We start from the raw sequence: 11039 nt of genomic DNA, 5'->3' as shown, positions 1-11039 counted from the left end.
CCCCCAGCAAACAGCCTCAATCACAGCCAAAGCACACCGGGGTATGCGTATGCAAACGACAGGCAAGCCCCGCCCATTCCCCTCATGACCTGGGCGTACGTCGGGGGTCGGCCCTCGGCGGACCGGCCCCGGGCGGCCTCGACGTCAACGGCCCGACCGCTCCCCGGGCGGCGGGCGTTCCGTCGCCGCCCGCGTCCGGAGGCCACCAGCCACTTGCAAGGGGATGCAAGCCCGTTCCCAGTGCCGTCCGAGATCGTTCTGTCCAGCGTCAGCGCGACAGACACGAGGTGAGGAATGGCGACGGCGATCAGCGCGTCCACGCTCAACGGACGCCACCACAAGGCGGCACTCACGGCCTTCATGGCCATCGTGGTGGCCCATTGGGCCGAGCACCTGGTGCAGGCCGTGCAGGTCTACGTCTGGGGGTGGCCGCTGAGCGAGGCCCGGGGGGTGCTCGGCCTGCCGTTCCCGTGGCTGGTGACCTCGGAGTGGATGCACTACGGGTACGCGCTGCTCATGCTGGTGGGCCTGGTCCTGCTGCGCAAGGGGTTCGCCGGCCGTTCGCGCACGTGGTGGAACATCTCCCTCGGCATCCAGGTCTGGCACCACATGGAGCACCTGCTCCTGCTCGTGCAGAAGCTCACCGGGCTCTACCTGCTGGGACGTCCGGTCCCGACCAGCGTCCTGCAGATCTTCCTGCCCCGGATGGAGCTGCACCTGTTCTACAACGCGGTCGTCTTCGCCCCGATGGTGGTGGCGATGGTGCTCCACCGCCGGGCCTCCGAGCACGGCGGGGCCGTCTGCACCTGCGCGGTGGCGCACTAGGCATGGCGGTCACCAGACGACGTCCGAGCGGGTTCACGGTGGCGCTGGCCGTTCTGGGGCTGTTGCTGCTGTTCGTGTCCGTGCCCGAGTTCGGCCCCGTCGTACGGGCCGCGCGCGCCGACGGGGTGGGCGGCGCGTTCACCGCCCGGGAGCTGCGGTGCGTGTCGCATCCCGGGCACGAGTCGTGCGTCTGGGCCGGGGACTTCACCTCCGGCGACGGACGGATCCGGCGGCGCGACGTCGAGCTGTATGGCAGCGACCGCGGCACCCTGGCGGCCGGGCAGGCCACCCCGGCCGTGGACACGGGCCGCGAGACCCGCGTCTACGGCCCGGACGGCTCGGACGAGTGGCTGTTCACCGCGCTGATCACGCTGGCCGGGCTGGCCGTGCTGACGGTGGCGGCCAGGCGGCTGCGGCGCCCCCGCGCCTGAACCCGCGCCTGAACCCGCGCCTGAACCCGCGGCTCCCCGGAGCGGGCGATCGCCCGTACGATTCCTCCAGCGTTTTCAGGATCTTGTGAGGTATGTGGTGTTCGGGATCATCCGTCCGTGCGGTGAGCACGGGTGCGCGGCGGTGCGCACGGCGTGGCGGGCACACCTGTGCGGGCTCTGCCTGACCCTGCGCGACGGGCAGGGGCACGCCGCCCGGCTGACCACCAACTACGACACGCTGATCCTCTCGGTGCTCACCGAGGCCCAGCTTCCGTCCTCCGTGCCGCACCGGACGGCCGGGCCGTGCGCGCTGCGCGGGTTCCGCTCCGCCGACGTGGTGGACGCCCGCGGGCGGGGAGCCAGGCTGGCGGCGGGCGTGTCGCTCGTCCTGGCCGCGGGCAAGCTGCGCGACCAGGTGGCCGACCGCGACGCCGCCCCGGGCACGGCCACGGCCCGCCGCCTGCTGGCGGCCCGCTGGGAGGCGGGCGGCGCCAGGCTGGCCTCCGGCGTCGGCTTCGACACCGCCGTGCTGTCGGCGACGGTCGACCGGCAGCTCGAACGCGAACGCCGGGCCCGCACCGCCCCCGCGGAGGTGCTCGACCTCACCGCGCCCGCGGAGGAGGCGGTGGCGGCGGCCTTCGCCCACACGGCGGTGCTGGCCGGACGGCCCGGCAACGTCGAGGCGCTGGCCGAGGCGGGCAGGTTCTTCGGCCGGATCGCGCACCTCCTCGACGCCGTCGAGGACCAGGCGGCCGACGACGAGCGCGGCGCGTTCAACCCGCTGACCGCCACCGGGACCGGCCGCGAGCAGGCCCGGCGGCTCTGCGACGACGCCGCGCACGGGCTCGCCCTCGCGCTGGCGGACCTGGAGCTGGAGCAGCGGCACCTGGTGGAACGGCTGCTCGGCGCCGAGGTGCGCCGGGCGGTCGAGCGCGCGTTCGCCGCGGCCTCCTACCAGCGGCCCGGCTGGGTCCGCAAGTCGGCGGCGGGCGTGGCGACGTTCCTGACCTGCGGACTCTGGCGGCCGAGGTGGAGCAAGAAGGCGGGACGTCCCTGCTCCGACCGCTGCTACCTGGACGACTGCGGCGGCTGCGACTGCCCCGACTGCGGCGGTTGCTGCGACTGCGAGTGCGGTTGCTGCGACTGCAGCTGCTGAGGTCAGGGGGCCGAGATGTGGAGCACCTCGCCCGCCTTGTGATAGCCGACGCGCGCGTAGACGCGGCTCGCGGCGTCGTCGGCCGGGGTGAGGAACGGCATGGTGACCCCGGCGTCGAGGCCGGCCCTGGTCAGCAGGGCGGTGACGGCCCCGCCGATCCCGCGCCGCCGGTGCGTCTCGCGCACGGCGATGCCGGCGATCTCGGCGACGCCCTCCTGGGGGCCGCCGAGCTGGCCGGCGCCGACGACCTCGCCCGTGGCGGCGTCGGTGGCCGCGGCCACCAGGCCGCCGCGGCCGAGGACGCCGCGCAGCCGCGCGACGTCGTGCTCGTTGGCCTCGGGCGCGTCGAAGGCCGCGTTCATCACCCGCGCGACCTGCCACAACCCCGGCTCGTCGGTCACCAGCGCGAGCCGTACGGCGGCGTCGGCGGGCGCCTCGACCAGCGATCCGGCCGGGCACACCAGCAGCGGGAACCGGCCCTCGGCGACGAACCCGGCGGCCAGCAGCGCCTCCTCCACCTCGGGCGCGACCTGCGGCACGTACTCCAGCCGGGGCGTCCTGCCCCGCTCGCGGAAGGTGGCGACCAGCGCGGCCACCTCCTCGCCGGTGGGCGCGAGGCCGTCGTCGGGGACGGCGTAGTTGAACGGCGGCGCGTCGTCGTGCTCGTCGAAGCGGATCAGGAACGGCCCGGCCCGGTGCGCCCGGGACCCGGCCGCCGCTCGGAGGTACGCGTGCACATGGGCGCCCAGCAAGTGAAGTCCTCTCGGTTGACCTGCGATCGTCACAAGGTAGGGCCGCGCCGACCGCCGGACAAACGATTTTCCCACCCGGGACCGCCTTCCGGACGACGACCCCAAGGTCATTGACATCCCCCTGAATCCGACCCTACGTTGGCGAACGTTTCGACCACCGTCCAGGCCGGGTGCAGATGACCTCGTTACGCGACGTCGCCGCGCGGGCGCGGGTGGAGGAGGGCAAGGCGGGCGTTCGACCACCTGACGGACCGGCAGCCCGAGGTGAGCGCCGTGATGGACGCCGCCGCGGATCCGGAACCGCCCCTCACGAGACCACGGAGTGACCATGTTCCCCACCGACTTCCTCTGGGGCACCGCCACCGCCGCCTACCAGGTCGAGGGCGCCGCCGCCGAGGACGGCCGCACCCCGTCGATCTGGGACGTCTTCTCCCGCACCCCCGGCAAGGTGACCCGCGGCGAGACCGGCGACGTCGCCTGCGACCACTACCACCGTCTGGAGGAGGACCTGGACATCCTGGCCGGGCTGGGCGTGGGCGCCTACCGGTTCTCGATCTCCTGGCCGCGCGTCCAGCCGGGCGGGAGCGGCCCGGCCAACCCGCGCGGGCTCGCCTTCTACGACCGCCTGGTGGACGGCCTGCTGGCCAGGGGCATCGCCCCCGTGGCCACGCTCTACCACTGGGACCTGCCGCAGGAGCTGGAGGAGGCGGGCGGCTGGCCGCACCGCGACACCGCCTTCCGCTTCGCCGAGTACGCCCGGCTCATGGGCGAGGCGCTCGGCGACCGCGTGCACACCTGGATCACCCTGAACGAGCCGTGGTGCACGGCCTACCTGGGCTACGCCTCCGGCGTGCACGCCCCCGGCAGGACCGACGCCGCCGCCGCGCTGGCCGCCGTGCACCACCTGAACCTCGGCCACGGGCTGGCCGTGCGCGCCCTGCGCGAGGCGGCCGACCCGGCGGCGCGGATGTCGGTGACGCTCAACCTGCACCACGTGCGCGGGGTGTCCGAGGCCGACGCCGAGGCGGTGCGCCGCGTGGACACCCTGGCCAACCTGGCCTTCCTCGGCCCGATGCTCGACGGGGCCTACCCGCGTTCCCTGTTCGACGACACCGCCGCGGTGACCGACTGGGCGTTCGTGCAGGACGGCGACGAGGCCGCCGCGTGCGCGCCCCTGGACGTGCTGGGCGTCAACTACTACAACCCCGTCCTGGTGCGGCGGAGGGAGGGCGGCGCGGGACGGGAGACGGCCGACGGGCACGCCGACGGCGTCGCGTCCCCGTGGATCGCCTGCCAGGACGTGGAGTTCGTCCGGCAGCCGGGGCCGTACACGGAGATGGGCTGGAACATCGACGAGACCGGGCTGACCGAGCTGCTGCTACGGCTGCGCCGCGACCATCCCGGCCTGCCCACGATGATCACCGAGAACGGCGCGGCGTTCCCCGACCCGGTGGAGGCCGATGGCCGGGTCAGGGACGACGACCGGATCGACTACCTGCGCCGGCACATCCGCGCGGTGGCCGAGGCCATGGCGGGCGGCGCGGACGTGCGCGGCTACTTCCTGTGGTCCCTGATGGACAACTTCGAGTGGGCGCACGGCTACGCCAAGCGGTTCGGCGTCGTCCGGGTGGACCGCGGCACGCTGGAGCGCACCTGGAAGGACAGCGCCCACTGGTACCGCGGGGTGATCGCGGCGAACGGCGTCGAGCAGGGTTAGACGGCCGGCCAGAGGTCGGGGGCGAGCATGCCGGAGACCTCGCGGGTGGTCAGCGGCTCCTCCTCCCCCGCGACGGCCAGGCGCATGACGATGCGCAGGGAGATGTCGGTGAAGGCGGTCAGGCGCATGTCCTCACGTCAGGCGCACCGGGGAGGTCGCCGGTTCACCAGCGGTCGAGATGCAGGACCTCGTCCAGCGGCTGCCGCGCGGCCGGCTTGAAGGTCTCCCCCGTGAAGTACGCGGTGGGCAGCAGCACGCCCTGGCGCACCTCGGCCGGGATGCCGAGCAGCTCGGCGATCTCGCTCTCGTACTCCAGGTGCAGGGTGGTCCACGCGCTGCCGAGGCCGCGGGCGCGGGCGGCGAGCATGTAGCTCCACGCGGCGGGCAGCAGCGAGCCCCACAGCCCGGCCTGGTTGCCCTCGGGCAGCCGGCCGCCGGGGAGCTCGATCGCGCCGATCACCAGCACCGGGACGTCGCCCATGTGCTCGGCCAGGTAGGCGGCGCTGTCACTGACGCGTTCCTGGGCCGCCGTCCGCGCCGGGTCGTCCCTGAACATCGACCGGGCCGAGCCGCCGGAGGTGGAGTAGGCGTTCCACGAGCGCCGGTAGTAGTCGCCGATCGCCTTGCGGCGGTCGGGGTCGGTGACCACGATCCAGTGCCACCCCTGCCGGTTGCCGCCGCTGGGCGCCTGGAGCGCGACCTCCAGGCACTCGCGGACCAGCGACGCCGGGACCAGGCGGGACAGGTCGAGGCGCCTGCGCACGCTGCGGGTGGTGGTGAGCAGCGTGTCCGGGGCCAATGGTTCGATCGTCATGGGCCCATCATGTCAACGCGGGCCCCGGGAATCCCGTAGGCCGTACGGTCGCATCGGGACCTGATTTCCGGCGTTCCGGGACGTATGATCACGCCAGCCGGACTCGCCCGACGCAACCGAAGGAGCCACCGTGGCCGACGACGAGCAGGGAACGCCCATCCCGGGCGTGGACACGACCAAGCCCAGCGTCGCCCGCGTCTACGACTACATGCTCGGCGGCAAGGACAACTTCGAGATCGACCGCGAGGTGGCCCAGATGGCGCTCGGGATCGCCCCGGACGCCCCGCAGGCGGCCCGGTCGAACCGGGACTTCCTGGCGCGCGTCGTCCGCGACCTGGCCGTCGAGGCGGGCATCCGCCAGTTCCTGGACATCGGGTCGGGCCTGCCCACGCAGGGCAACGTGCACGAGATCGCCCAGGCGGCCGCGCCGGGCTGCCGGGTCGTCTACGTCGACCACGACCCGATCGTCCTGGTCCACGGCCGGGCGCTGCTGGCCGTGGACGACGGCACCACCGTCATCGAGGCCGACATCCGCCGGCCGGACGACATCCTCGACCACCCCGAGACCAGGCAGCTCATCGACCTCGACGAGCCGGTGGGCCTGCTGCTGTTCGGCATCCTGCACCACCTGTCGGACGAGGAGGACCCGGCCGGCATCGCCCGCCGCCTGGTCGCCCGGCTGGCGCCGGGCAGCCACGTCGCCGTCTCCAGCTTCCACAACCCGATGGAGGAGCGCCCGGAGGTGTCGCGGCAGGCGTTCGAGGCCGAGCGGCTCTTCAACGACACCATGGGCACCGGGCGGTGGCGCACCCGCGAGGAGATCCTCGCCTTCTTCGACGGCCTGGAGCTGCTGGAGCCCGGCCTGGTGCCGCTGGCCGAGTGGCGCCCCGAGCCGGGATACCGGCCGGATCTGGGGATCACGTATCACACGTTCCTGGGCGGGGTCGGGCGCAAGCCGTGACCGTCAGCAGACGGCCTCCGGCAGGGCGATCGGCACCTGCTGCCGGTCGTCCGGGGTGAACGGGCGGCCGAACACCTCGCACAGCCGCCGCCGCCAGGTGTCCACGTCCAGCCGGAGCAGGTCGGTGGAGTAGCCCGTGACGCTGTCGCCGCCCTTGAGCCGCAGCAGCAGCGCGCCGTCGGGCGAGATCTCCAGGAAGTCCTGGGCCTGGCGGAAGGTGTAGCCCTCCTCGTAGGACACCTGGGTCTCGCCGAGCCCGAAGACGCGGATCTCCCGTTCGCCGAACAGGAACAGCCTGCCCGCGTTCTCCGGCATCATCGACGTCATGCGCTCGCCGCCGCGGATGTTCTCGCCCGCCGAACGCAGCGGGCCGAGCACCTTCCTGAGCGGGTGGGTGAGCCACACCTCGGGCAGCATGCCGTTGCGGAACAGCAGCAGGTGGGTGCCCGCGCGGTCGAGGACGAACCCGCTGACGACGTCGGAGCCCACGGTCAGCCGCCGGTCCTTGACCTCCTCGCCGGTGCGCAGGTCGATCGTGCGCAGGTAGTCGGCGCCCTGCACGGCGATCATCAGGTGGTCCGCGCTCCACGGGCTGACCTGCACCTCCGTCACGACCGTGCCGGGGCCGGCGACGTCGAAGGCGCTCTTGCGGCGGCCGGTGGCCGGATCCCAGCGCTCCAGGCGGCGGCCGGCGAAGGTGAACAGGTCGCCGTCCTTGAAGAAGTACGTGAGCTGCGCGCCCTGCGGCGGCCGGGCGGTGGTGACCTCGGTGACGGGGGTGAGCGAGGGCAGCGCGCGGACGGCGACCGTCGCGGGGCCGACGGCGTCGGCGAGGAGGCGTCCGGACTCGTCCGCGACGGGGTCGCCGTAGGCGTTCAGGCCCTTCGGGCTCTTCGTGCGCGCGACGTCGGCCAGGGTGCGCTGCGGATCGCCGGTCTCCATGAGGCGCAGGCGGGCGCCGCCGTCGACCTGGGCGACCATCCGCTGCCCGCCCTGGAGCAGTGCCGGGTTGCCGACGCGCTGCTCGCCCTCGCGCAGCGCGGTCAGCACCATGGTCTCGGACGACCTGGTGAGCAGCTCCTGCGCGCCCGGGGCGCCCACCAGCGCGACCGGGGCGGCGCCCGTCTCGGCGCCGGTCGGGGCGGTCTGGGCGTCGATCCAGGTGCGTGACAGGGTGACGCCCTCGGCCAGGTCGACCAGCTCCCAGCCGGAGGCGCCCTGCTCGGCCACCCGCCGCCCCTCTCGGTCGACGACGAAGGGGCCGCACGGGCGTCCGGCGCTGAAGCCGCCCAGCCGCGCGCCGTCGCTCACCGCGTACCCCGTGTACGTGGCGGTGCGGCCGTCGTCGCTGTTGCGGCAGGTCACGGCGGTGGCGCCGGCGCCGGAGACGGCCAGGCCGTCGGCCGGGCCGAGGGTGCGGACGGTGAGCTCCTGCCACGCCGGGCTGCCCTTGCTGCTGTACACCTTGGCCACGCCCTTCTCCCTGGCGACCAGGGTGGTGGCGTCGGGGCCGAAGCGGACGAGGTCGGCGGGGAGGTCGTACACCCAGGTGCGGGCCGCGCCGGTGGTGCCGAGCGACTGCAGGACGAGCTTCTTCGGGCCGGCGGTCGCGATCCAGCCGTCGTCGCCGTCGGCCCTGATGTCGGCGGCGGGCTCGTCGGCCAGGGCCTGCCGGTCCTGGCGGTCCAGGACGTGGCCCTGGTCCAGCAGCTCGCCGTCGTCGGGGTCGACGCGGTGCCAGACCATGCTGCCGTCTTCGACGGCGTAGGCGACGAGGCCGCCGTCGGCGGAGACGGCCGGATGGCTGGTGCCGCCCCGGTCGGGCAGGTGGGTGGGCCGGTAGCGGCCGTCGGGGCCGCGGGTGAACAGCGTGGCCCGGCCGGCGGCGGAGGCGGTCGTGGCCAGCAGGACGCGGGCGTCGTCGCTGGCGTCGGCGGCGGTGAGCGAGCCGAGCGCGCCCGTGGCCACCCCCTTGGTGTAGCGGTGCTCGACGTAGCGTTGCAGGAGCTGGGTCCTGGCCTCCTGGGTGGGGGCCGCGCGGTAGGCGCCGACCGCGAGCAGCGACGACAGCTCGGGATCGCGTCCGGCCAGGTCGGCCGAGGCGCCCGCCAGCGCGCGGGAGCGGGCCTCGGCGGCGCGCTGGTCGCCGATGCGGCCCTGGTAGAGCGTCCAGGCGACCAGCGAGACGACGGTCAGCAGCGCCACCCCCGCGCCGGTGATCGCGCCCCGGCGGCGCAGCGTGCGTGCGCGCTGCCGGCGGCGGCCCTGGCGCAGGTAGTCGTGCTCGCCCTCGGTCAGGTCGGCGGGCCGCTCGGCGAGCCAGCGGGCGGCGGCGGCCAGCTCGGGCGGCCCCGGCAGCCGGTCGGGGGCCTGCCCGGCCTGCCGCCAGCGGCGCATGTCCTGGTGGAGCAGGTCGCGCCATTCGAGGAACTTCAGGTCCGCCGCCACGATCCCGGCCAGCCGCGGCCATTCGGCGATCAGCGCCTCGTGGGCCAGCTCGACGGTCTGGCGGCCGTCCTCGCCGGTGTCCATGACGAGCAGCCGCCCGGCCGCCAGGCGGCCGGCCAGCCGCCAGCGCTCCTCCCCCGCCTCCTCGCGGGCGACCCGCCTGCGCAGCGGCGCGTGCGCCCCGGCGGCGACCCGGACGAGCCGGGACAGCAGCTCCTGGCCGGCGGCGCTGTCCTGCTCGGGCACGCACGCCGCCCAGACCTGCTCGGCCTGCGCGGCCAGGGCCCCGCGTACGCCGCGGCACGCCTCGTAGGAGGTGTGGCTGATGCGGCCGCCCTGCTGCTCGTGCCAGAGGCGGTCGAGCAGGAAGCCGATCAGCGGCAGGGCGCCGGGCGCGGTGCCGGCGTCGGCCAGGATGCGGTCGACCAGGCCGGGGTCGTACGTCACGGCGGGGACGGCGTCCAGCGGCGCCTCGACGACCTCCCGGAGCTGGTCGCGGGTCATGGGGGTGAGCCCGTACGTCTCGCGGCCGAGCGCGCCGCCGAGGGCGGGATGGGACAGGGCGGCGGGCAGGAAGTCGGCCCGCAGCGTGAACAGCACCCGGACGGCCGCGCACGCGCGGGCCGCGGCCAGGACCCGGGCCGCCTCGGCCGCCTGCTCCTCCACGCCGACCAGCAGCTCCTCCGCCTGGTCGACGACGAGCAGCAGCCCGGTGGCGCCGGTGTCGCGCAGCACCTGGGCGACGACGTCGGGCAGCCTGCCGTTCCTCAGCGGCTCGCGCAACGCGTCGGCCCTGGCCAGCGCCTCGGCCCCGGTCAGGCCCGGGTGCGACAGGGCGGCCAGTTCGGCGGCGAGGGCGTCCGGCCAGGAACGCACGGCCGAGGGCCGCAGGACGACGATCTCGCAGCCCTCTCGGCGCATCGCGGGCACGACCCCGGCCAGCGCCAGCGAGGACTTGCCGCAGCCGGACGGGCCGGTGAGCGTGACCTCGGAGTGGGCGCGCAGGAGGCGCTGGATCCGGGCGGTCTCGGCGTCGCGGCCGAAGAAGACCGCGGCGTCGCCCTCGCGGAAGGCCGACAGCCCGCGGAAGGGCGAGGCCGGCCGTACGGTGGCGGCCAGGGCGGGGACGGCGCGGGTGAGCGACCGGGTGGGGATCACGAACGCCTGGCGGGGGCCGCCTGGCTGGGCCGCGACGACCATGCCGACGACGTCGCCGAGCTCGACGTCCCAGACGGGGCTGCCGCTGAAGCCGCTCTCGATCGGCACGCCGCCGGGCTCGTCGGGGGCGCACTGGAGCCAGCCCTGCTGGGTGCCGCCGAGCAGCCGGCCGGTGTGCCAGCCGCCGCCCCGCAGGCCGTGCGGGAACCCGGCCACGGCCACGCGGTGGCCCCACACGCTGCGCGGCTCGGCCATGCGCAGCGGGCGCCCGCCCGGGGGCGCGGCCTCCAGCCGCAGGACGGCGATGTCGCCCGAGCCGTCGTCGGCGGTCTGGACCCAGTGCTCGACGCGGGCCCGCACGGGGGCCGGGTCGTCGGCGAAGGGCAGCTCGACGGTGACCCAGGCGTCGGACGGCGGCGCCCCCTCCGCGCGGCCCAGGGCGCCCGAGACGACGTGCGCGCAGGTCAGCGCCAGGTCAGGCGCGATCAGGAAGCCCGCCCCCGCCACGGCCTCCTCCGGGCCGCGCACGCGCAGGACGGCGAGGTTCAGCGCCTCGTCGGGCCCTCGATCCATCACGTACGGTCACCGCCTCGTCACTCCGGTCGTCCGGGGTGTCAGTATGACGGCTGGGCGGAAGTGGCGTTCGCCGTTCCTTGACATGCGAGAAGGGCGTTCCCCGTGATCGGGGAACGCCCTTCGTCGTGTACGCGCTGTGCGGGTGTTACTTCTTGACCGACAGGGGGACGGTGCCGGTGTCCTGCTGACGCCAGGCGCCGG

8 protein-coding genes and 1 pseudogene are annotated in these 11039 nt (G+C 74.8%); 5 read left to right on the top strand and 4 right to left on the bottom strand.

The window, feature by feature from the left end; translation table 11 throughout:
* The first annotated feature begins 294 nt into the window (after window positions 1–294).
* From AB0J97_RS51175 to AB0J97_RS51165, 3 genes are all read left to right on the top strand, one after another.
* Window positions 295–825, top strand: coding sequence for a hypothetical protein (locus AB0J97_RS51175; protein WP_364104609.1), 531 nt, complete (start codon window positions 295–297; stop codon window positions 823–825).
* Window positions 826–827: 2 nt separating this feature from the next.
* The gene (locus AB0J97_RS51170; protein ID WP_364104606.1) at window positions 828–1256 is read left to right on the top strand and encodes a hypothetical protein; all 429 of its coding nucleotides are present in this window, start codon (window positions 828–830) and stop codon (window positions 1254–1256) included.
* An 85-nt stretch (window positions 1257–1341) separates the two neighbouring features.
* The gene (locus AB0J97_RS51165) at window positions 1342–2412 is read left to right on the top strand and encodes a DUF5685 family protein (RefSeq protein ID WP_364104603.1); all 1071 of its coding nucleotides are present in this window, start codon (window positions 1342–1344) and stop codon (window positions 2410–2412) included.
* Window positions 2413–2414: 2 nt separating this feature from the next.
* Here the strand turns inward: AB0J97_RS51165 and AB0J97_RS51160 are convergent, their stop codons facing one another.
* Window positions 2415–3164 (bottom strand): GNAT family N-acetyltransferase, encoded by a 750-nt coding sequence (locus AB0J97_RS51160; RefSeq protein ID WP_364104600.1) that lies wholly within the window; start codon window positions 3162–3164, stop codon window positions 2415–2417.
* A gap of 328 nt (window positions 3165–3492) precedes the next feature.
* Here AB0J97_RS51160 and AB0J97_RS51155 point away from each other — a divergent pair, with 328 nt between their 5' ends.
* On the top strand, window positions 3493–4881 hold the full coding sequence (locus AB0J97_RS51155; protein ID WP_364104597.1) for a GH1 family beta-glucosidase: 1389 nt from the start codon (window positions 3493–3495) through the stop codon (window positions 4879–4881).
* A 20-nt stretch (window positions 4882–4901) separates the two neighbouring features.
* On the opposite strand, the pseudogene AB0J97_RS51150 reads toward AB0J97_RS51155, so the two are convergent.
* Together AB0J97_RS51150 and AB0J97_RS51145 are read right to left on the bottom strand one after the other, a co-directional pair.
* A pseudogene (locus AB0J97_RS51150) lies at window positions 4902–5009 on the bottom strand (transcriptional regulator); the annotation flags it as partial.
* A 35-nt stretch (window positions 5010–5044) separates the two neighbouring features.
* Entirely contained in the window at window positions 5045–5695 is a 651-nt protein-coding gene (locus AB0J97_RS51145) for a nitroreductase family protein (RefSeq protein ID WP_357710940.1), read from the bottom strand.
* Window positions 5696–5825: 130 nt separating this feature from the next.
* Between AB0J97_RS51145 and AB0J97_RS51140 the strand changes: the two genes are divergently transcribed.
* Complete coding sequence (locus tag AB0J97_RS51140; protein WP_364104594.1) at window positions 5826–6656, top strand: SAM-dependent methyltransferase; 831 nt, start codon at window positions 5826–5828, stop codon at window positions 6654–6656.
* A 3-nt stretch (window positions 6657–6659) separates the two neighbouring features.
* Here the strand turns inward: AB0J97_RS51140 and AB0J97_RS51135 are convergent, their stop codons facing one another.
* Complete coding sequence (locus AB0J97_RS51135; protein ID WP_364104612.1) at window positions 6660–10835, bottom strand: serine protease; 4176 nt, start codon at window positions 10833–10835, stop codon at window positions 6660–6662.
* Window positions 10836–11039 lie beyond the last annotated feature (204 nt).

Source organism: Nonomuraea sp. NPDC049607, from assembly GCF_040675375.1.
Classification (GTDB): domain Bacteria; phylum Actinomycetota; class Actinomycetes; order Streptosporangiales; family Streptosporangiaceae; genus Nonomuraea.
Note: the sequence above shows the minus strand (reverse complement) of the source record. Positions and strands in the feature narration are given on the sequence as shown.

Bases quoted from the DNA above. Each gene is read 5' to 3' on its own strand.
- AB0J97_RS51135 (WP_364104612.1), bottom strand. From the start codon at position 10,835: ATGGATCGAGGGCCCGACGAGGCGCTGAACCTCGCCGTCCTGCGCGTG.
- AB0J97_RS51145 (WP_357710940.1), bottom strand. From the start codon at position 5,695: ATGACGATCGAACCATTGGCCCCGGACACGCTGCTCACCACCACCCGC.
- AB0J97_RS51175 (WP_364104609.1), top strand. From the start codon at position 295: ATGGCGACGGCGATCAGCGCGTCCACGCTCAACGGACGCCACCACAAG.
- AB0J97_RS51155 (WP_364104597.1), top strand. From the start codon at position 3,493: ATGTTCCCCACCGACTTCCTCTGGGGCACCGCCACCGCCGCCTACCAG.
- AB0J97_RS51170 (WP_364104606.1), top strand. From the start codon at position 828: ATGGCGGTCACCAGACGACGTCCGAGCGGGTTCACGGTGGCGCTGGCC.